Source organism: Pseudomonas sp. SZ40, from assembly GCF_052958135.1.
Genome location: NZ_JBQWIF010000015.1, coordinates 87,885 through 108,555, shown reverse-complemented (window position 1 = coordinate 108,555; position 20,671 = coordinate 87,885). Strand labels below are relative to the sequence as shown.

Annotated in this window: 21 protein-coding genes and 1 riboswitch; of the genes, 11 read left to right on the top strand and 10 right to left on the bottom strand. The window is 63.3% G+C overall.

From position 1 onward, the window contains the following. Positions 1–23 precede the first annotated feature (23 nt). The 3 genes from rplQ (at position 24) to bfr (ending at position 3,483) form a co-directional block, all read left to right on the top strand. Positions 24–410: a 50S ribosomal protein L17 gene (gene rplQ, locus ACT9T4_RS14050; RefSeq protein WP_042552930.1), complete on the top strand. Its 387-nt coding sequence runs from the start codon at positions 24–26 to the stop codon at positions 408–410. Positions 411–579: 169 nt separating this feature from the next. Beyond that, complete coding sequence (gene katG, locus ACT9T4_RS14045) at positions 580–2,874, top strand: catalase/peroxidase HPI (RefSeq protein ID WP_499117526.1); 2,295 nt, start codon at positions 580–582, stop codon at positions 2,872–2,874. Between the two features lie 144 nt (positions 2,875–3,018). Further along, the gene (gene bfr / locus ACT9T4_RS14040; RefSeq protein ID WP_042552928.1) at positions 3,019–3,483 is read left to right on the top strand and encodes a bacterioferritin; all 465 of its coding nucleotides are present in this window, start codon (positions 3,019–3,021) and stop codon (positions 3,481–3,483) included. A gap of 58 nt (positions 3,484–3,541) precedes the next feature. On the opposite strand, the gene uvrA is transcribed toward bfr, so the two are convergent. Beyond that, positions 3,542–6,376 carry an excinuclease ABC subunit UvrA gene (gene uvrA / locus ACT9T4_RS14035; RefSeq protein WP_285404127.1) on the bottom strand — a complete coding sequence of 945 codons (2,835 nt, stop codon included), beginning with the start codon at positions 6,374–6,376 and terminating at the stop codon, positions 3,542–3,544. A gap of 189 nt (positions 6,377–6,565) precedes the next feature. Here uvrA and ACT9T4_RS14030 point away from each other — a divergent pair, with 189 nt between their 5' ends. Then, entirely contained in the window at positions 6,566–7,954 is a 1,389-nt protein-coding gene (locus tag ACT9T4_RS14030) for an MFS transporter (protein ID WP_042553303.1), read from the top strand. A gap of 15 nt (positions 7,955–7,969) precedes the next feature. Further along, the gene (locus ACT9T4_RS14025) at positions 7,970–8,470 is read left to right on the top strand and encodes a single-stranded DNA-binding protein (RefSeq protein WP_042553302.1); all 501 of its coding nucleotides are present in this window, start codon (positions 7,970–7,972) and stop codon (positions 8,468–8,470) included. 65 nt (positions 8,471–8,535) lie between these two features. Here the strand turns inward: ACT9T4_RS14025 and ACT9T4_RS14020 are convergent, their stop codons facing one another. Beyond that, the gene (locus ACT9T4_RS14020; protein WP_156152684.1) at positions 8,536–8,883 is read right to left on the bottom strand and encodes a VanZ family protein; all 348 of its coding nucleotides are present in this window, start codon (positions 8,881–8,883) and stop codon (positions 8,536–8,538) included. A 264-nt stretch (positions 8,884–9,147) separates the two neighbouring features. Between ACT9T4_RS14020 and ACT9T4_RS14015 the strand changes: the two genes are divergently transcribed. Together ACT9T4_RS14015 and ACT9T4_RS14010 are read left to right on the top strand one after the other, a co-directional pair. Continuing rightward, on the top strand, positions 9,148–10,032 hold the full coding sequence (locus ACT9T4_RS14015; RefSeq protein WP_042553300.1) for a sugar nucleotide-binding protein: 885 nt from the start codon (positions 9,148–9,150) through the stop codon (positions 10,030–10,032). After that, the gene (locus tag ACT9T4_RS14010) at positions 10,025–10,954 is read left to right on the top strand and encodes an NAD-dependent epimerase/dehydratase family protein (RefSeq protein ID WP_042553299.1); all 930 of its coding nucleotides are present in this window, start codon (positions 10,025–10,027) and stop codon (positions 10,952–10,954) included. Before ACT9T4_RS14015 ends, ACT9T4_RS14010 begins: the two co-directional genes overlap by 8 nt. Positions 10,955–11,162: 208 nt before the next feature. On the opposite strand, the gene ACT9T4_RS14005 is transcribed toward ACT9T4_RS14010, so the two are convergent. From ACT9T4_RS14005 to ACT9T4_RS13985, 5 genes are all read right to left on the bottom strand, one after another. After that, positions 11,163–11,855: an OmpW/AlkL family protein gene (locus tag ACT9T4_RS14005; RefSeq protein ID WP_042553298.1), complete on the bottom strand. Its 693-nt coding sequence runs from the start codon at positions 11,853–11,855 to the stop codon at positions 11,163–11,165. 121 nt (positions 11,856–11,976) lie between these two features. After that, positions 11,977–12,498, bottom strand: coding sequence for a DUF3299 domain-containing protein (locus ACT9T4_RS14000; protein ID WP_042553297.1), 522 nt, complete (start codon positions 12,496–12,498; stop codon positions 11,977–11,979). 189 nt (positions 12,499–12,687) lie between these two features. Further along, entirely contained in the window at positions 12,688–13,950 is a 1,263-nt protein-coding gene (locus ACT9T4_RS13995) for an ABC transporter permease (protein ID WP_499117521.1), read from the bottom strand. 1 nt (position 13,951) lies between these two features. Continuing rightward, positions 13,952–14,659: an ABC transporter ATP-binding protein gene (locus ACT9T4_RS13990; protein WP_179539148.1), complete on the bottom strand. Its 708-nt coding sequence runs from the start codon at positions 14,657–14,659 to the stop codon at positions 13,952–13,954. 263 nt (positions 14,660–14,922) lie between these two features. Then, on the bottom strand, positions 14,923–15,504 hold the full coding sequence (locus tag ACT9T4_RS13985; RefSeq protein WP_179539147.1) for a DUF2796 domain-containing protein: 582 nt from the start codon (positions 15,502–15,504) through the stop codon (positions 14,923–14,925). A gap of 121 nt (positions 15,505–15,625) precedes the next feature. On the opposite strand from ACT9T4_RS13985, the gene ACT9T4_RS13980 reads away from it, so the two are divergent. Further along, positions 15,626–15,976: a hypothetical protein gene (locus tag ACT9T4_RS13980; protein WP_179539146.1), complete on the top strand. Its 351-nt coding sequence runs from the start codon at positions 15,626–15,628 to the stop codon at positions 15,974–15,976. 143 nt (positions 15,977–16,119) lie between these two features. Here ACT9T4_RS13980 and trxA read toward each other — a convergent pair whose 3' ends face one another. The 3 genes from trxA to ACT9T4_RS13965 form a co-directional block, all read right to left on the bottom strand. Further along, positions 16,120–16,992, bottom strand: coding sequence for a thioredoxin (gene trxA / locus ACT9T4_RS13975; RefSeq protein ID WP_042553292.1), 873 nt, complete (start codon positions 16,990–16,992; stop codon positions 16,120–16,122). Positions 16,993–17,060: 68 nt separating this feature from the next. Beyond that, entirely contained in the window at positions 17,061–17,723 is a 663-nt protein-coding gene (locus ACT9T4_RS13970; protein ID WP_042553291.1) for a class I SAM-dependent methyltransferase, read from the bottom strand. Beyond that, positions 17,720–18,157, bottom strand: a complete 438-nt coding sequence (locus ACT9T4_RS13965; RefSeq protein ID WP_042553290.1) for a YbaY family lipoprotein — start codon at positions 18,155–18,157, stop codon at positions 17,720–17,722. Before ACT9T4_RS13965 ends, ACT9T4_RS13970 begins: the two co-directional genes overlap by 4 nt. A gap of 136 nt (positions 18,158–18,293) precedes the next feature. Here ACT9T4_RS13965 and nrdR point away from each other — a divergent pair, with 136 nt between their 5' ends. From nrdR to ACT9T4_RS13950, 3 genes are all read left to right on the top strand, one after another. Then, the gene (gene nrdR / locus ACT9T4_RS13960) at positions 18,294–18,758 is read left to right on the top strand and encodes a transcriptional regulator NrdR (protein WP_042553289.1); all 465 of its coding nucleotides are present in this window, start codon (positions 18,294–18,296) and stop codon (positions 18,756–18,758) included. Position 18,759: 1 nt separating this feature from the next. Then, complete coding sequence (gene ribD, locus ACT9T4_RS13955) at positions 18,760–19,878, top strand: bifunctional diaminohydroxyphosphoribosylaminopyrimidine deaminase/5-amino-6-(5-phosphoribosylamino)uracil reductase RibD (RefSeq protein WP_179539145.1); 1,119 nt, start codon at positions 18,760–18,762, stop codon at positions 19,876–19,878. A gap of 79 nt (positions 19,879–19,957) precedes the next feature. Next, positions 19,958–20,114: riboswitch (FMN riboswitch) on the top strand. A 91-nt stretch (positions 20,115–20,205) separates the two neighbouring features. Beyond that, positions 20,206–20,667, top strand: coding sequence for a 6,7-dimethyl-8-ribityllumazine synthase (locus ACT9T4_RS13950; RefSeq protein ID WP_042553287.1), 462 nt, complete (start codon positions 20,206–20,208; stop codon positions 20,665–20,667). Positions 20,668–20,671 lie beyond the last annotated feature (4 nt).

The following is a 20,671-nucleotide window of genomic DNA, read 5'->3' as shown; positions in this document are numbered from 1 at the left end:
GAAGTTTGGTAAGGAATTGAACCATGCGTCATCGTAAAAGTGGCCGTCACCTCAGCCGCACCAGCGCTCACCGCAAGGCCATGTTTCAAAACATGGCGGTATCGCTGTTCGAGCATGAGCTGATCAAAACTACTCTGCCGAAAGCCAAGGAACTGCGTCGCGTTGCCGAGCCGCTGATCACCCTGGCTAAAGAAGACAGCGTTGCCAACCGTCGTCTGGCTTTCGACCGTACTCGTTCGAAAGCCATCGTTGGCAAACTGTTCAACGATCTGGGCAAGCGCTACGCCACCCGTCAGGGCGGTTACCTGCGTATCCTCAAGTGCGGTTTCCGCGCTGGTGACAATGCCCCGATGGCTTATGTTGAGCTGGTTGACCGTCCGGTCGGCGGCGCAGTAGAAGCTGCCGAGTAAGGCATCGTTGCAAGAAAAACCGGGCTCAGGCCCGGTTTTTTTATGCCTAATTTTTAGTTAAAAACTATCGGTCTGTAAGGTCTTATTCATTTGAGAGTTCGCTACCGCTCGTCGATACTCAATGCCAATCCCGCTCAGTCGGGAACGATCAGGCCTGGTAAGGAGATAGATGATGAGTGAGAAGACCGAAGGTAAATGCCCTTTCTCGGGAGGCGCTTCCGAGACAACGCCGAAGCATACCGCTGGCGGTGGTACCGGTAATCGCGACTGGTGGCCGAACCAACTGCGTGTCGACCTGCTGCACCAGCATTCCTCCAAGTCCAACCCGTTGGGTGAGACGTTCAACTATGCCGAAGCCTTCCAATCGCTGGATTACGAAGCGCTGAAAAAAGATCTGCGCGCGTTGATGACCGACTCCCAGGACTGGTGGCCAGCTGACTTCGGCCACTATGGTCCGCAATTCATCCGTATGGCCTGGCACGCTGCCGGTACCTACCGTACTGGCGACGGCCGCGGCGGCGCCGGGCGTGGACAGCAGCGTTTCGCACCGCTCAACAGCTGGCCGGATAACGTCAACATCGACAAGTCGCGCCGCCTTCTGTGGCCGATCAAGCAGAAATATGGTCAGAAGATTTCCTGGGCCGACCTGTTGGTGCTGACCGGCAACGTCGCTCTGGAGACCATGGGCTTCCGTACGTTCGGCTTCGCTGGTGGGCGGCAGGACACCTGGGAGCCGGATCAGGACGTCTATTGGGGTACCGAGAAGACCTGGCTGGGCGGCGATAACCGCTACGGCAAGGGCGCTGCAGGCCGTGATGACGATACCGGCGTGGTCGTGGCCGATGAAGAGCTGCATGGCCAGGAGCACGATCGCACCGACAGTCAGGGCCGCAATCTCGAGAATCCGCTCGCTGCCGTGCAGATGGGGCTGATCTACGTCAACCCGGAGGGCCCGGAGGGTAACCCCGATCCGCTCGCGGCAGCCCATGACATCCGCGAGACGTTCGCGCGCATGGCCATGAATGATGAAGAGACCGTCGCGCTGATCGCTGGCGGTCACACCTTCGGCAAGACCCATGGTGCTGGACCTGCGGACAACGTTGGTGCCGAGCCCGAGGCCGCCGGTCTCGAAGAGCAGGGTCTGGGTTGGGCCAGCTCGTTCGGTAGCGGGAAAGCCGGTGATGCGATCACCAGCGGTCTGGAAGTGACCTGGACGACCACGCCTGCGCAGTGGAGCAACAACTTCTTCGAGAACCTGTTCAAGTTCGAGTGGGAGCTGACCAAGAGCCCGGCGGGCGCTCACCAGTGGGTGGCCAAAGGCGCCGATGCGATCATCCCCGACGCTCACGATCCCTCTAAGAAGCGTCTGCCGACCATGTTGACCACCGACCTGTCGCTGCGCGTCGACCCAGCTTACGAGAAGATTTCGCGGCGCTTCTTGGATAACCCGCAGGCATTCGCCGAAGCCTTCGCTCGCGCATGGTTCAAGCTGACCCACCGTGACCTCGGTCCGAAATCGCGTTATCTGGGGCCGGAAGTGCCGAAGGAAGACCTGCTCTGGCAAGATCCTCTGCCGACTGTTCACCACCCGCTGATCGACGAGGCGGACGTCGCCGCGCTGAAGGCCCGCGTGCTGGCCTCCGGTCTGTCGGTCTCCGAACTGGTCGGCACGGCCTGGGCTTCGGCGTCCACCTTCCGTGGATCCGACAAGCGCGGCGGTGCCAACGGTGCACGCCTGCGCCTCGCACCGCAGAAGGATTGGGCTGCCAATCAGCCCGAGCAACTGGCCGGGGTTCTGGCGACGCTCGAGGGTATCCGTGGCGAGTTCAACCGCACCGCCACCGGCGGCAAGCAGGTCAGCCTGGCCGATCTGATCGTGCTGGCCGGTAATGCCGGTATCGAGCAGGCCGCCAGCCAGGCCGGTCACGCCGTCAACGTGCCGTTCTCGGCCGGGCGGGCGGATGCCTCGCAGGAGCAGACCGATGTCGAATCCTTCGCCGTGCTCGAGCCGATCGCCGACGGTTTCCGCAACTACCTCAAGGGGCGCTACAGCGTACCCGCCGAAGCGTTGCTGATCGACAAGGCGCAGCTTTTGACCTTGACCGCGCCTGAGTTGACCGTGCTGATCGGTGGCCTGCGCTCGATCAATATCAACGTGGGTGGTGCTGGCCACGGTGTGCTCACCGACAGGCCGGGGGCGCTGAGCAATGACTTCTTCGTCAACCTGCTCGACATGGGTACGGCGTGGAAGGCAGTGCCAGGCGACGCCAATCTGTACGAAGGGCGCGATCGCAAAAGCGGTGAGGTGAAGTGGACCGGCACGCGTGTCGATCTGGTGTTCGGCTCCAACGCCATCCTGCGCGCCCAGGCCGAAGTCTATGCCAGTGCCGATGCCCGCTTCATCGAAGACTTCGTGGCTGCCTGGACCAAGGTCATGAACCTCGACCGTTTCGACCTCGCCTGATTCCCGTCCGGGCGCTTGCGTCCGGCCTGGTGAGCCGCTGTAACCAACGCCTCCTCACGGGGGCGTTGTGCTTTTTACTTGACCGCGACGGATGATGGGTCGAGCATTCACCCATTCCATCCGCTGCACCAAGGATTTTCCCCCATGAAGGGCCACATCGAAGTCATCGATTACCTCAAAACCCTGTTGAAAGGCGAGCTGGCCGCGCGCGATCAGTACTTCATCCACTCGCGTCTATACGAGGACTGGGGTTTCACCAAACTCTACGAGCGCATCAATCACGAGATGGAAGAAGAGACTCAGCACGCCGACGCGCTGCTCAAGCGCATCATCTTCCTGGAAGGCGTGCCGGACATGGTTCCCGATGCCTTCACCTTCGGCCAGACAGTGCCCGATGCGCTGAAGCTGGACCTGGCCCTCGAGTATCAGGTGCGTGCAGCGTTGAGCAAGGGTATCGAGCTGTGCGAGCGCCATCAGGATTATCAGAGCCGCGACATCCTGCTGCTGCAGCTCAAGGACACCGAGGAAGATCACGCCTACTGGCTGGAGATTCAGCTGCAACTGATCGGCAAGCTGGGCCTGGAAAAGTACCTGCAAAGCCAGATGTAAGAATCGCGGCAAAAAAACGCCCCGCATCTGCGGGGCGTTTTCGTTTCAGGCCGCTGGGTCAGGCCCTATCACGCTCCAGCAGCGGCTTGAGGAAGTGCCCGGTATGCGATTGCGGCATTTCGGCGACTTCTTCGGGCGTGCCGACGGCAATGATCTGGCCACCCTTGGAACCGCCCTCCGGGCCGAGATCTACCAGCCAGTCGGCGGTCTTGATCACGTCGAGGTTGTGCTCGATCACCACCACGGTGTTGCCGTGATCGCGCAGGCGGTGCAGCACGTCCAGCAACTGCTGGATATCGGCGAAGTGCAGGCCGGTGGTCGGCTCGTCGAGGATGTACAGGGTCTTGCCGGTATCACGCTTGGACAGCTCGCGTGACAACTTGACCCGCTGCGCCTCGCCTCCGGACAGAGTAGTCGCCGACTGCCCCAGCTTGATGTACGAAAGGCCCACGTCCATCAGCGTCTGCAGCTTGCGCGCCAGTGCCGGTACTGCATCGAAGAAATCGCGGGCGTCCTCGATGGTCATCTCCAGCACTTCGTGGATGCTCTTGCCCTTGTACTTGATCTCCAGTGTCTCGCGGTTGTAACGCTTGCTCTTGCACACGTCGCAGGGCACGTAGATATCCGGCAGGAAGTGCATCTCCACCTTGATCAGGCCATCGCCCTGGCAGGCTTCGCAGCGCCCACCCTTGACGTTGAACGAGAAGCGCCCTGGGCCGTAACCCCGCGAGCGCGATTCGGGAACACCGGCGAACAGCTCGCGGATCGGCGTGAACAGCCCGGTATAGGTGGCCGGGTTGGAGCGCGGCGTACGACCGATGGGGCTTTGGTCGATGTCCACCACCTTGTCCAGATGCTGCAGGCCGTCGATGCTGTCGTGGGCCGCCGCTTCCAGCGTGGTGGCGCCGTTCAGTGCGGTGGCGCTGAGCGGGAACAGGGTGTTGTTGATCAGCGTCGACTTGCCCGAGCCCGATACACCGGTCACGCAGGTCAGCAGGCCGATGGGGATATCCAGGTTGACGTTCTGCAGGTTGTTGCCGCGGGCGCCCTTGATCTTCAGCGACAGCTTCTTGTTGCGCGGTGTGCGTTTGGCCGGCACGGCGATCTTGACCCGGCCGGACAGGTACTTGCCGGTTACCGAGTCCGGATGGGCCATGACTTCTTCTGCCGTGCCTTCGGCGACGATCCGGCCGCCGTGCACCCCTGCGCCCGGGCCGATGTCGACCACGTAGTCGGCCATGCGGATGGCGTCCTCATCGTGCTCGACCACGATCACCGTATTGCCGATATCGCGCAGGTGGCGCAAGGTGCCGAGCAGGCGCTCATTGTCGCGCTGGTGCAGGCCGATGGAGGGCTCGTCGAGGATGTACATGACGCCCACCAGGCCGGCGCCGATCTGGCTGGCCAGGCGAATGCGCTGCGCCTCACCACCGGACAGGGTGTCAGCGCTGCGATCCAGGGTCAGGTAGTCGAGGCCGACGTTGACCAGGAACTGCAGGCGTTCGCAGATTTCCTTGAGAATCTTGCTGGCGATCTCGCCACGTCGACCTTCCAGGGTCAGGCCCCCGAAGTAGTCGCTGGCCGAACCGATCGGCATGCCGGTCACCGCCGGCAGGGTCTTCTCGCCGACCCAGACGTGACGCGCTTCACGACGCAGGCGAGTGCCACGGCAGTCGGGGCAGGGCTGGGTGCTGAGGAACTTGGCCAGTTCTTCGCGCACGCTGGTCGACTCGGTCTCGCGATAGCGGCGCTCTAGGTTGGGCACGATGCCTTCGAACGGATGCGAGCGCTTGACGATGTCGCCCCGGTCGTTGAGGTACTTGAAGTCGACGTTCTGCGAGCCGCTACCACCGAGAATCACTTTCTGGTGGTCGTTGTCCAGCTCGCCGAAAGGCGTGTCCAGGCTGAAGCCGTAATGCGAGGCCAGCGAGCCGAGCATCTGGAAGTAGTAAACGTTGCGTCTGTCCCAGCCGCGTATCGCGCCTTCGGCCAGGGTCAGCTCGGCGTTGACCAGGCGCTTGGCATCGAAGAACTGCTTCACGCCCAGGCCATCGCAGGTCGGGCAGGCACCGGCCGGGTTGTTGAAGGAGAACAGCTTGGGTTCCAGCTCGCTGATCGAGTGGCCGCACACCGGGCAGGCGAAGCGCGCGGAAAAGATGATCTCCTCACCGTCTTCGCCTTCCATGGGCGCGATCAGGGCCAGGCCATCGGCCAGCTTGAGTGCCGTCTCGAACGACTCGGCCAGGCGCTGCTGCAGATCGCCACGCGCCTTGAAGCGGTCGACCACGGCATCGATGCTGTGCTTCTTCTGCTTGTCGAGCTTCGGCAACTCATCCAGCTCATAGAGCTTGCCGTTGACCCGTACACGCACGAAGCCCTGGGCGCGCAGCTCGTCGAACACGGCCAAGTGCTCGCCCTTGCGCTCGCGAATCACCGGAGCCAGCAGCATCAGCTTGCTGCCTTCGGGCAGGGCGAGCACTTGGTCGACCATCTGGCTGACGGTTTGCGCTTCCAGTGGCAGATCGTGATCCGGGCAGCGCGGTTGGCCAGCGCGTGCATAGAGCAGGCGCAGGTAATCGTAGATCTCGGTGATGGTGCCGACCGTCGAGCGCGGGTTATGCGAGGTGGACTTCTGCTCGATGGAGATGGCCGGCGACAAGCCTTCGATGGTGTCGACGTCGGGCTTTTCCATCATCGACAGGAACTGCCGGGCATAGGCCGACAGCGACTCGACGTAACGGCGCTGACCCTCGGCATACAGAGTGTCGAACGCCAGGGATGACTTGCCCGAGCCGGACAGGCCGGTGATCACGATCAGCTTGTCGCGTGGCAGGGTCAGGTCGATGTTCTTCAGGTTGTGGGTGCGAGCACCCCGGATCAAAATCTTGTCCACAAGGAACCTCTAAAAGCTGCCTACGTTGTCATCGCTTCGTAAAAGAAAGGCTCTGGTCGCAGCCTCGCGTGGCGGGCGGATAAACCGCCGAGTATACGGGGGGCGACAGCCGTGCGGCAAAGCGCCGCTGCTGTGCCAGTAGGGTTTCGACTGGTAGAATCGCTGGCTTGTTTCAACAGGTTATCGACGATGCGCGATTCGCACAGCGAACGCATGAGTGGCGCGGAGACTCGGGCAGCCGGTGGGCTGGCACTGGTATTCGCATTCCGCATGCTGGGCATGTTCATGGTACTGCCGGTATTGGCTACCTATGGGCAAGAGCTCGCCGGTTCAACCCCGGCTCTGATCGGCCTGGCCATCGGCGCCTACGGCCTGACCCAGGCCTTTCTGCAGATTCCCTTCGGTGTGCTGTCCGATCGCATCGGTCGGCGACCGGTTATCTACTTCGGCCTCGTGGTGTTTGCCGCAGGCAGTCTGCTGGCGGCCAACGCCGACTCCATCTGGGGGGTGATCGCCGGTCGCGTGCTGCAGGGCGCCGGGGCGATTTCCGCGGCGGTAATGGCGCTGCTGTCCGATCTGACCCGCGAACAGCACCGCACCAAGGCGATGGCCATGATCGGCATGAGCATCGGTCTGTCCTTCGCCGTCGCCATGGTGGTCGGGCCGCTGCTGACCCGGGCGTTCGGGTTGTCCGGCCTGTTCCTGGCCACTGGCGCCATGGCGCTGCTGGGGATAGTGATTGTCGCCGGCCTGGTGCCATCCAGCGCCGGGCCGCTGCAGCACCGTGAATCCGGGGTCGCCAAACAGGCGCTGTGGCCGACCCTCAAGCATCCTGACCTGCTGCGTCTGGACTTCGCCATCTTCGCATTGCACGCCATCCTGATGGCCAGCTTCATCGCTCTGCCGCTGGCTCTGGTGGAGCAGGGCGGCTTGCCCAAGGAGCAGCACTGGTGGGTGTACCTGACCGCACTGCTCGGTGGTTTTTTCCTGATGGTGCCATTCATCATCTACGGCGAGAAGAAGCGTCAGATGCGCCGTGTGCTGATCGGCTCGGTGATCGTCCTGCTTTGCTGTGAGCTGTATTTCTGGGCGTTCGGCCATGGTTTGCGCAATCTGGTGCTTGGCATCGTGGTGTTCTTCACCGCGTTCAACCTGTTGGAGGCCTCGCTGCCATCGCTGATCAGCAAGGTGGCGCCAGCAGGTGGCAAAGGCACCGCGATGGGGGTCTATTCGACCAGCCAGTTCCTCGGCTCGGCCCTGGGCGGCATCATGGGTGGCTGGCTGTATCAGCATCATGGTCTGCCCGGCGTGTTCGGTGGCTGTGCGCTGTTGACGCTTCTTTGGCTGGCCTTTGCTGTTACTATGCGCGAACCGCCGTATGTAACCAGCCTGCGTTTGCCGCTATCGACTGCGGCGTTACAGGAAGCAGGTCTGGCCGAGCGAATTCAGGCAGTGCCCGGAGTGGCGGATGCCGTCGTGGTGGCCGAAGAAGCCGCCATTTATGTGAAAGTGGATACCCAACAATTGGATCGCACGTCGCTGCAGCGCTTGATCGAAGCGGCGCCGGTGACGTGCTGAAAGTAGGAGAGCGTTATGGCCCGTGGGGTTAACAAAGTCATTCTGGTCGGTACCTGCGGACAGGATCCGGAAACGCGCTATCTGCCCAGCGGCAACGCCGTGACCAACCTGAGTCTGGCTACCAGCGAGCAGTGGACGGACAAGCAGACCGGGCAGAAGGTCGAAAAGACCGAGTGGCACCGTGTTTCGCTGTTCGGCAAGGTTGCGGAAATTGCCGGTGAGTATCTGCGCAAGGGTTCTCAGGTCTACATCGAGGGCAAGCTGCAGACCCGCGAGTGGGAAAAGGACGGTGTGAAGCGTTACACCACTGAAATCATCGTCGACATGCAGGGCACCATGCAGCTGCTTGGTGGCCGTCCGGACAACGCTGGCGGTGGCGACTCCGCCCCGCGTCAGTCGCGCCCGGCACCGCAGCGCGAGCCGCAGCAACAGGCTCCGCGCCAGTCCGCTCCGCAACAGCAGAAGCCGCAGCCGGCTCAGGACTACGACAGTTTCGATGACGATATTCCGTTCTGATCGTCAGCCGTGACAGCAAGAGGCCCCGCAATGCGGGGCCTTTTTCGTTTCGCTTGCTGCCAATTTCAGGCTGGGCTGAAGAAGCGTTTGCGCAGCAGGCCCTGGCAGATCCACAGCACCAGCGCGATGCTGATGCCGCACAGGTTGGCAAGAACGTCCAGCTGGCTGAATTCGCGACTAGGCTGGAAGTAGTGCTGCAGCCATTCCAGCAGCGGCGCCTGAATGTAGAGCAGGCTCCAGAGCGCCCAGCCTGGCACGGTCGGGAAGGCGATACGGCTGACCAGCGACAGGCCGGCAAAGGCCAGCAGGTGGAGGAATTTGTCCGATTCGTCGAACAGGTCCGGCGGCGGCTCCGGTCGGAACAGGCCGTAGGCGAGTACCGCGCAGCAGGCCAGGAACATCAGCTTTCTCAAATTTTCTGTCCTTTCATCTCTTCTTCGCTTGGCACTATGACCACCGCATCCGGCTGCGGTTGCCGGGGATGCCGATTCAGTGACCAGGTGTCCTTGATCCATCGACGTGCGTCAAGGTAGTTCGTGGTTGATGACGCCGCGGGGTAAAAACAGCAAAATGCAGGCCATAGGGCTGAACCGTCCGGGATCTGCCGAGAATTCAGCGGCTGGCGCGCCATTGCGCGGTGCACGCTCAAACCTGATTGTGGAGCCTCTAGTTTCGTTATGCGCATGCGCCTGTTGTTACTGGGTGGCGGCAGTACGCTGGGTCGGGCGTTGATTCGCCTGGGAGCCGAAGAAGACATCGGTTTCCTCGCACCCCGCCCGCCGGCCCAGGGTTGGGATGCCGCCAGCCTGACCCAGTTGGTCGACGATACCCGCCCCGATGCGGTGATCAACCTTGCCTATTATTTCGACTGGTTCCAGGCTTCGCAGGTCAGCGAGGAGCGTTTCGTCGCGCAGGAACGCGCCGTGGAACGCCTTGCCGAGCTCTGTCAGCATCACGATATTCGTCTGCTGCAACCGTCCAGCTACCGTGTGTTCGACGGCGCTCGCGCCACCGCATACAACGAAAAGGATGAGGCGCAGCCGCTCGGCTTGCGGGGGCAGGTGCTGGCCCGCATGGAGCAGAGTGTCCGAGCCCTGTGCCCGCGGCATGTGCTGCTGCGCTTCGGCTGGTTGCTCGATGACAGCCCGGATGGGCTGCTGGCGCGTTTTCTGGTGCGCGCCGAGCGCGAAGAAGCGCTGTTCCTGGCCGATGATCGGCGAGGCAACCCGACGCCGGTAGACGATGCCGCCCGAGTCATTCTGGCCGTGCTCAAGCAGCTCGATTGCGCTGCGCCGCTGTGGGGCACTTACCACTACGGCGGGCATGAGGCGACTACATCGCTGGCACTCGGTCAGGCGATCCTGGGCGAGGCACGGCACATGCGCCAGAACCTCCTCGAGGAGATATCCGGCCAGGCCCACGCCCTGCGGGGCGACGCTGCCGAAGAGCCGCAGCACGGCGTGATGTCGTGCAAGAAAATCCTTCACACCTTCGGCGTCAAGCCGCGCGCCTGGCGTGCCGGCCTGCCGAGCCTGCTGGAGCAGTACTATCGTCATGTCTGATCGACCCATTCTCGTTACCGGCGGTGCCGGTTTCATCGGCTCCAACCTGATCGACGCCCTGCTGGCGCGCGGCCACAGCGTTCGTGTGCTGGACAACCTGTCCATGGGCAAACTGGCCAATCTGCCGGTGAACGATCCGCGGCTGACCTTCATCGAGGGCGATGTGGCAGACGCCGGGCTCGTCAGTCGCGCCGTGGCCGGCTGTGGCGCGGTGGTGCATCTCGCCGCCGTGGCGTCGGTGCAGGCGTCGGTGGACGATCCGGTCAGTACTCACCAGAGCAATTTCATCGGCACCCTGAACATCTGCGAGGCCATGCGCGAGCACGGCGTGCGACGTGTGGTGTTCGCCTCCAGCGCCGCGGTCTACGGCAACAACGGGGAGGGGCTGGCGATCGATGAAAACACCGCCAAGGCACCGCTGACGCCCTATGCAGCCGACAAGCTGGCCAGCGAACATTACCTGGAGTTCTACGCGCGCCAGCATGGCCTGGAGCCGGCGATCTTCCGCTTCTTCAACGTCTTCGGCCCGCGTCAGGATCCGTCCTCGCCGTATTCCGGGGTGATCAGCATCTTCACTCAGCGCGCCCAGCAGGGGCTGCCGATCAGTGTGTTCGGCGACGGTGAGCAGACCCGCGATTTCTTCTATGTCGCCGATCTGGTCGAGTTGCTGCAGCAGGCGCTGGACGCCGAGCAGGTAGCGCAAGGCGCGGTGAACGTCGGTTGGAACCAGACCGTAAGCCTCAAGCAACTGCTGGCGCAGATCGGCGAGCTGCTTGGCGGCCTGCCGGCAGTCACCCACCTCGATCCACGGGCGGGCGACATCCGTCATTCCCGCGCAGACAATGGTCGCCTGGCCACGCATTATCAGTTGCCCGCGCAGACCACATTGCGCGATGGGCTGGCCGCGTTGCTCAATAGCTGAGCTGCCATGTTCCTGAAACGCAGAAAGCCGGCAATGCCGGCTTTCTGCGTTATCGGGCTTTGACAAGGCGCCAGCTTCGTCATTGTGGGAGCGCGCCATGCGCGCGAATCGCGGGCGCGGCCCGCTCCCACTGCGAACTGCAGGCGGCGCCCACCAAGGCGCCGCGTCACGGCGCCATAACGATGTCCGCTGTCGCCTTGTCGCGCGCTTAGAACTTGTAGCCCAGGCCAACCATGTACACGAACGGATCGACGTCGACGTCGACCTTGGCGCGCACGCCGAGGCCGGGATGGTCGACATAGGCGGTGGTGTCGATGTCGATGTAGCGCGCCTGGGCGTTGATCAGCAGGTTGTCGGTGAGCATGTAGTCGGCACCGATCTGCCAGGCCAGGCCCCAGGAATTCTTCGCCCGGAAATTGTCGAAGCCGGCCGAGGTGGCGCGGCTGCCCACGTGCTCGTCGTAGATCCAGGTGTAGTTGATGCCGGCGCCGATATAGGGTTGGAACACCGATTTCGAGTCGAGCGGGTAGTAGACCACGCTCAGGGTCGGCGGCAGGTGTTTCAAGGTGCCGAGTTTACCGTTGGCGGCATCCAGCGCGGTTCCCTTGATTTTCACGTCGTGTTCGAACGGTGTTGCGGCAAGCAGCTCGAGGCCGATGTTGTCGGTGAGCATGTAGGCGAAGTTGAGGCCCAGCTGCGTGTCACTGCTCATGGTCGCCTTGCCGCCCAGGTCGGTACCGGCGAGGCCGCCACGGTCGACCTTGACCGTGGAACTCTCGGCCTTCGGATTGACCGTGATGGCGCCCGCGCGCACGAGGATATCTCCGGCCTGGTGCGCCTGCGCCGCAGGGGCAGCCAGCGCCAGGGCGATCAGAGAGGCAGAGAACAGCGACTTGTACATGGTGAGCTCCTAACGGGTCATACGATAATCTCGGATGACGTCAGGTTAGGGCGCCTGGCGAAGCGTCCTTTGACTCAGCTCAATGCTCATGGCCGGCAGGGTGCGACTTTTTGCCACGATGTCAGTTGGCCGGCAGCTCGTACGGGTAGATCTTGTCCGCTGCCATCTGATAACCGACTTCGGCCAGCTCGCTGCTGCTGTGCTCGACCTTCAGTGGGCCCTCGATCCAGAACGGCTGGTACAGCGCGTCGAGCAGCACGCCCAGTTCGGCGGTGACATGGATGATCTGGTTGGAGGGTGGTGGCGGTACGTGGATGCAGGCGCCGAAGTAGGGCACCAGCAGGAACTCGGTAACACGGCCTTCCTCGGTCACGTCCAGCGGCACGATGTAGCCCGGAATCTTGACCTGCTGGCCTTCCATCTCCTTGACCACCGGCGCGGACGGAAACTGCTGCAGAGAAGCGGCGCCCCCTTCGGACAGCGCGTCACCCAACTGCGACATGTCATGCATCGGCGTCATCTGGGCGATCTGCGGCGGTGCATCCTTGGGGATCAGCTCCTGCCAGTTCAGCGTACGCAGTTCGGCTGCCCATAGCGGAGCCGCCAGGGTCATGAGAAGGGCGATGAGCAGAGCGCGAAACATGACACTACCTCTTGATTGAAAACGGAGCCGCTGCCGGCTCCGAATATTCAGAACCTATTCACGATTGTGCGAGCTAGAGCCCTGCAAGGTGAAAATAAGCGAGGAAGCGGAGTTTACTGATGTAAATGAGCTTTCCGAGCTTGTTTTCAACGCCGCAGGGCCGACGCGCAGCCGATCGTGAGTAGGTTCTCAGAGGCGGATGGACAGACCATCTGCTAATGACTGCCGATAGGCCCGCCAGGCCGGTACGCAGCCCATCAGCAGAGCGGCCGCCAGAATAGCGCCGAGCAGCGTCCACTCATAGGGTGTCGGTGCACTCAATGGCAGATACAGCCCGTAGTTGGCCTGCACATAGCCCTGTGCACCGGCGATGCCGCCGTACAGCAGGGCGACACCGGCGACGACGCCAGCCACTGCCAGCGAGAAGGCTTCGAGGATCAGCAAACTGGCGACGTGCCACGGCCGTGCGCCCACCGAACGCAGGATGGCCATCTCCCGGCGCCGCTCGTTGAGGCTGGTGAGGATGGCCGTGAGCATGCCGATCAACCCAGTCAGTACGACGAACAGCGACACCACGAACAGCGCCTTCTCCGCCGTGCCCATCAGGCTCCACAATTCCTGCAGGGCAACGCCAGGGAGAATCGCCAGCAGCGGTTCGCCGCGGTACTCGTTGACCTCGCGCTGGACTGCGAAAGTGGCGATCTTGCTCTTCAGGCCGAGCATCACCGCGGTGATGGCCTTGGGCTGCAGATTCATCTCACGGGCCTGTTCAGCGCTTATCTTGCCAGCACCGCGGGCGGGGACACCGTTCTGCCAGTCGACATGCAGCGCTTCCATGCCCTCCAGGGAAATATGCAGGGTGCGATCCACGGGCGTGCCGGTGCGGGCGAGGATGCCGCTGACCACGAACGGCTTGTCATCGTGTTGCTGCAGGCTGATGGCCGCCACGCCATGGGACAGCACCAGTTTGTCGCCGAGCTTGTAGTTCAGGGCCTGGGCCACTTCGGCGCCAAGCACCACGTCGAACAGATCGTGAAAGCGTTCGCCCTGGGCAACCTGCAATGCCTGGCCACGACCATAGTGGTAATGGTCGAAATAACCCGTGTCGGTGCCCATCACCCGGTAGCCCCGGTGCGAGTCGCCCAGGGAAATCGGGATGGCCCAGTCGACCTGGCGGTGCGCGGCGAGCTTCTCGAAACTGTCCCAGCGGATGTTGTTGGTGGCATTGCCGATACGGAACACCGAGTACAGCAGCAGATTCACGCTGCCGGAACGGGCGCCGACGATCAGGTCGGTACCACTGATGGTATTGGCGAAGCTGGCGCGGGCTTCGGTGCGCACCCGCTCCACGGCGAGCAGCAGACACACCGACAGGGCGATGGCGAAGACCGTGAGCAGAGCGGTGAAGCGGCGGTTGGCCAGACTGGCCAAGGCGAGTCGTAACAGGAACACCTCAGACCTCCTGGGGTTTGCTGGCGCGGTTCAGTTCGGCCAGCGACAGGCTGCGGTCGAACAGCGGGGCCAGGCTCTGGTCGTGGCTGACGAACAGCAGGCTGGCGCCGACATCACGGCATTCGCCGAACAGCAGCTCGAGGAACGCCTGACGCGCATCGGCGTCCAGCGCCGAAGTCGGTTCGTCGGCAATCACCAGTTCCGGCTGGCCGATCAGTGCGCGAGCCGCGGCTACGCGCTGTTGCTGGCCGATGGACAGCGAATCCGCACGCCGTTCGAGCAACTCCGGGCGCAGGCCGAGGTGTTCCAACAGTTTCGCCGCCGCCTGATCCACGCTGCCATAGCGCTGCGCTGCACGTTGTGCGCGAAGGCTGGAGAAGCGGCAGGGCAGCTCGACGTTGGCGCGAACGCTGAGAAAGGGCAGCAGGTTGAATTGCTGGAAGATGTAGCCGGTGTGGTCGACACGGAAACGATCCCGGCGGGCGGCCGAGAGGGCGGCGAGATCCTCGCCGAGCAGACGAATCTTGCCTCGGCCAGGTTTCTGCACACCGCCGAGCAATCCGAGCAGGGTGGTCTTGCCACTGCCGCTGGGGCCCTTGAGAAACAGGGTCTCGCCGCGCTGCAGATGAAAGTTCGGAATATCCAGAAGCTCGTCCTGGCCGGGCCAGGCGAAGCCGAGGTCGGTGAGTTCGATCAGTGCTGAGGTCATGGGGGCTGCTGGCGATTGAGGTGACGGGGGCAAGTGTGCCAGTCATGGGCACCTCTAAAAACTACCTGCGTTGTCATCGTGACGTTAAAAACAGGCTCGAATGCGAGTCCAATCAAAATACTCGTTTGCCTGTTTTGCCTCGCGCTGACTGCCTCGCCTACGTTTTTACAGGTGCCCCTATGGGCGCGAAATGCTGCCCCGAGGGGTGTTGCAGGACATGTGCGAATGCAAACGCCTCCAGCTGGAGGCGTCCGCGAGGCCGATCAGAACTTCAATTGTGCATTGGCTGGCGTCGACTCGACACCTTGCTGGCCGCTTGGGCCGATCAGTTGCACGTTGATCTTCTGGGTCGCCGGGAACTGCTTGTAGAAGGCCGACAGGTCGAGCGTCTTCAGGGCGTCCGGCTGCTTGCAGGTGAAGCTGTAGTCGGCATCGATGTCGCTGTGCTCATGGTCGTGATCGTGGCCAGCGGCAGCTTCATCGTGATCATGGTCATCGTTGCCGAACAGCGGGCTTTTCAGTTCATGCTCGGTGAGGCTGCAACCGGCAGCAGCGGGCAGGCTGAACAGGGCGAGTGGTTTTTCCAGCAAGGCGCGAGCGGCAGCGACGGTTTTCTTGTCGGCCTCGCTGGTTGCCGCGTGCTCGAAACCGACGATGTTCATGGCCGGGCTTTCCAGTTCGATCTCCAGCTCGTTGCCCTCGAGCGCGACGTTCAGCGTGGCGACGCCGTGCTCATGCTTGCCGAGGCTACCGTGTTCATGGTCGTGATCGTGGTCATGATTCTGCGCGTGAGCAGCGGCCAGGGGAAGCAGGGCGAAGGGCAGGGCGAGCAGTAGGCGGCGCATGAGAGGGCTCCGGTGCGTGAAAGTTGTTGATACGTTATAACAAATTTATGGACGGAGATAGAGGGGATGCTTGGTTTGCCTGCCTGTGGGAGCATGGCATCCGGAAAGTTCGGAGGTGGTGATGGTGCGTATACGTGGACGGATCGGTGACTGGCCGGTGGATTTGACGGTGGAGCTCGACCCCCAGGACTGGGCGCAGCTGGCGGCCGCCGTGCCGGGGTCGCTGCAGAGCCCGGCCGCTGTTAGCCCTCAGGCCGTTCAGCCCGATCAGGACGGGCAATGGCAAACGGTGCTCGAGTTGTTGCGCCGGGCCGGACGCATCGAGGGGCCGCAGTTGCTGGCGCAACTGGCCGCACTGGCTGGCGGTGAGGTGGCGGGCAAGCGGTTGTTGGTGCGCCTGCGTCATTGCGAGCAGGTGCGCATGGAAACCGGCCCGGATGCGCCGGTTTATTGCTGGGTAGAGCAGCCGTAGCCGGCAGGTATCGGTAGGAGCCGGCTTGCCGGCGATAGCGATGTCGAAATCAACGTTACATCGCCCGCAGGCGGGTTCCTACCAGGCCGCATGATCGAGCGCAGTAGTTTTCACACAGTCGGCTACGGGACAGGTTCTCGGAATCAATAGAGCGCCTGATACACCCGGCGGCGGTAGGTGGTTACCAGCGGGTGGTCGTTGCCGAGCAGGTCGAACACCTGCAGCAACGTCTTGTGCGGCAGGCCGTCGGCGTAGTTGCGGTTGCGCACGAAGAGTTTCAGCAGGGCGTCCAGAGCCGGCTCATACTGCTGGCGGGCGAGCTGCTGAATGGCCAGTTGATAGGCGGCTTCGTCGTCCTCGGCGTTCTGCGCCAGACGGCTCTTCAGGGTGGCGGCATCCGGCAGATCGGCCGCTTCACGCAGGAAGGTCAGTTGCGCGCGGGCTCCGGCCAGGGCCTGTTTGTGTTCATCACCCTGGACGGCATCGAGTACCTGTTGCGCCTCACCCAGTTCGCCGCGCTCTGCCAGGCAGCGTGCATACAGAATCAGTGCGGCAGCGTTGCTGTTGTCCTCGCCGAGCTTTTGCTTGAGCAGGGCTTCGGCTTCGCCGATGCGGCCATCGGCGAAGGCTTCCTGGGCGACGTCCAGCAGATCGGCCTCGGGCGCCTGAGGTTCTGGAACATGGGGCTGGAGCAGGGCGCGGATCGCCGACTCGGGTTGCGCCCCCTGAAAACCGTCGACCGGCTGGCCATTCTTGAACAGCACCACGGTCGGCAGGCTGCGGATGCCGAAGCGCGCGACGATTTCCTGTTCGATATCGCAGTTGACCTTGGCCAGCAGCAGTTCGCCCTGATAGCCCTCGGTGATCTGCGTCAGCAGGGGCATCAACGCCTTGCACGGCGCACACCAGTCGGCCCAGAAGTCCACCAGTACCGGTTTGCTGAACGAGTTCTCGATCACCAGCTGTTCAAACTGGACGGCGCCATTGATATCGAAGATGTACGGGGTGTCGCTCATGGTCGGTCTCTGTCCGGGCGGAAAGTGGTTAATTGGAGATGACTATAAATGTGGGCGCCGGTGCGCGGCTACAAGGGGCCGCCGTCGGCATGATAGAGGCTGACGTGGCGGAAGGTTTCGGGCTCAGCCAGGTCCGGCCAGGTACAGCCCTCCAGGCCGCCGATGCGGCGGTAGGCCGGGTGGCTGAAGTCGCGCACTCTCGAGTCGGCCACCAGCACCTGTCGGGCATGTTCGAGAACGCGGTCGAGCAGGGGCAGGTTGGCGCGGTCGTAGAGCACGTCGGCGACTATCGCCAGGTCGTAGTCGCGCCGCTCGGCGAACAGGTCGCTGGAATACTCCAGCTGCACGCCATTGAGTTCGGCGTTGGCCTTGCAGGCCGCCAGCGCAAGCGGGTCCAGATCGCAGGCCACCACCTGCGCCGCGCCTGCTCGCATGGCGGCAATGGCTGCCACGCCGGAGCCAGCACCGACATCCAGTACTCGTTTGCCGCGTACCCATTGCGGGTGCTGGGCCAGCCAGTCCACCAGCACCAGGCCGCTGGCCCAGCAGAAGCACCAGTAAGGCGGCTCCTCGAGAATACGCCGGGTTTCCTCGGGGCTGAAGCAGCGATCCATGTTCGCCGGGTCGATCAACCACAGGCGCAGGTCGCTACCCGGCAGGGCGGTCGCGCTCAGGTGGGCATCGCCGAGCAGCTCACTCAGGGCCGCCTGCAGGTGGCGCGGTGGTGTCACAGCGCGGGTGTTACGCGTACTTCGCCGAGCGCCTGGCTTTGTGGCTGGCGGATCAACTGGCTAGGCATGTGCAGCACCAGCTTGCCGGACTGATGAACCCGGCCACGCAGTTCCACGCGGATGCCCTGGTCGAAGTTCTCGGGGTTGAACTGCAGGCGAAACGGCAGCGGCGCGCCGGTTCCGCGCAGCTGGATGTTACCCAGCAGCTTGTTAGGCAGACCGCGTTCGTTGATGGTCAGCAGGGCCAGCTCCACATCGGCGCCCGCTGGCACGTCGAGTAGCGTGCCGGTGAGGTCACGCAGGTGTGCCGGCGTTGCCGCTGGCTCCTGTTTCGGCGCAGGCGCTGCGGGTGGTGCGGCGGGTGGCGGTGTTTCGCTGGCGCAGGCGGCGAGCAAGGCGGCGAGACTGAGCAGGGCGAGCGGGCGCAATGGCATGGGGAATTCCTCGGGGCAGTGGCTGGATTCTCCCCATAGCCAACGGCGAATGCAAAGGAAAGTGGCCCTGCGGCGCTTGGCACCGGGCCGGGGGGATGCGCTACCATGCTGGCTTTCCCGCCTGGCTTTCCCGACCATGCATTGCCCCTTTTGCTCCGCCAACGACACCAAAGTCATCGATTCCCGTCTGGTCGCCGAGGGCGATCAGGTGCGTCGCCGCCGAGAGTGCCTGGCCTGCGGTGAACGCTTTACCACGTTCGAGACCGCCGAACTGGTGATGCCGCGTCTGATCAAGCAGGACGGCAGCCGCCAGCCCTTCGACGAAGACAAGCTGCGAGCAGGCATGCAGCGCGCACTGGAGAAACGTCCGGTGAGCATCGAGCGGCTGGAGGCGGCCATCGCCCATATCAAGCACCGCCTGCGGGCCACCGGCGAGCGCGAGATCAAGTCGCTGGTGCTGGGCGAACTGGTGATGACCGAACTGCAGAAGCTCGACGAAGTGGCCTACATTCGTTTCGCCTCGGTGTACCGGCGCTTCCAGGATCTCAACGAATTCCGCGAGGAAATCGACCGTCTTTCCCGCGAGCCCAATCAGGACTGAGATGAGCACCAGCGATCAGGCATTCATGGCGCGCGCGCTCGAGCTGGCGCGCAAGGGGCTGTATTCCACCCATCCCAATCCCCGTGTCGGTTGCGTGATCGTGCGCGACGGCAAGATCGTCGGTGAGGGCTGGCACGCCAAGGCTGGCGAGCCCCATGCCGAGGTTCATGCGCTGCGCCAGGCCGGTGACAAGGCGCGTGGTGCTACCGCCTACGTCACCCTCGAACCCTGCAGCCACCACGGACGTACGCCGCCTTGCGCCGATGCCTTGGTCGAGGCAGGCGTCGCGAGGGTCGTCGCGGCCATGCAGGATCCCAATCCGCAGGTGGCCGGTCGTGGCCTGCTGAGGCTGATGAACGCCGGCATCTCGGTGCAGAGCGGCGTGCTGGAAAGCGAGGCGCGGGCGCTCAATGCCGGCTTCGTCAAACGCATGGAAAAGGGCTTGCCGCTGGTGCGGGTCAAGCTGGCCATGAGCCTGGACGGGCGCACCGCCATGGCCAGCGGCGAAAGCCAGTGGATCACCGGGCCAGCCGCTCGCGCAGCGGTGCAGCGGTTGCGGGCGCGCTCCAGCGTGGTACTGACTGGGGCCGATACGTTGCTGGCCGATGCGGCGCGTCTGACGGTGCGTCCCGACGAACTGGGCCTGGGCGCCGAGCTCACGGCGCTGGCTCAGGCTCGCCCGCCATTGCGCGTGCTGATCGACGGGCGCTTGCGGGTACCGCTGAGTGCACCGTTCTTCCAGGTGGGGCCGGCACTGGTGGCGACCTGCGCGGCGGCGACGTCGCGCGACCGTTATCTCGACGATGGCCACGAACTCCTGGCGATGCCCGGCAACAACGGCCATGTCGACTTGCGCAAATTGCTGCAGGAGCTGGCAGGCCGTGGTGCCAACGAGGTATTGGTCGAGGCCGGGCCGAAACTCGCCGGTGCGTTCGCCCGTCTGGGGCTGGTCGATGAGTACCAGTTGTTCGTCGCGCCCAAGTTCCTCGGCTCCAGTGCCAGGCCGTTACTCGATCTGCCCCTGGCGCGGATGGCCGAGGCCAAAGCGTTGAAGATCGTCGATATGCGCGCCGTGGGTGACGATTGGCGCATCATCGCGGTGCCCGATTCCGGCGACTGAGCGTTGCCGCTGGGGCACGCCCTCCGTGCACCGCCACGGCAACTATGGTAAAACGCCTGTCGGCCGCACAGCGTGGCCACAACGTTCTCAGGGCGGGGTGCGATTCCCCACCGGCGGTAATGGTGCGCAACGCATCTAGCCCGCGAGCGCCCGGTACGGCACCAGCCGCCCGGGGTCCAGCAGATCCGGTGCGATTCCGGAGCCGACGGTATAGTCCGGATGAAGAGAGAGCGGGATTGCCTGACAAGGCGCCCTTGCGGCTGCCGACGTCCGTAATGTCCCTATCGATCCAAGCTGCCCTGTTTTAACCATAAACAGGAGTTGAACATGTCCATTGCTTCTCACGTGCGCCGGGTTGCCTTCGTGCAAGCCTGCTGGCACCGCGAAATCGTCGATCAGTCCCGTAACGCCTTCCTCGAAGAAATGCAGCGCCAGGGCTATGCAGCGAGCGAGATCGACTGCTTCGAAGTCGGCGGCGCCTTCGAAATTCCCCTGCATGCCAAGCGCCTGGCCAAGAGCGGTCGTTATGCTGGCATCGTCGCTGCCGGGCTGGTGGTCGATGGCGGTATCTACCGTCACGAGTTCGTCGCCCAGGCGGTGATCGAGGGCCTGATGCAGGTGCAACTGGAAACCGACGTGCCGGTGTTCTCGGCGGTTCTCACGCCCCATCATTTCCATGCCGGTGAAGAGCACCAGACGTTCTTCCGCGAGCACTTCCTGGTCAAGGGCGCCGAGGCCGCGCGCACCTGTGCCGATACGCTGCGCAAGCTCAAAGAACTGCCGGTCTGACGAG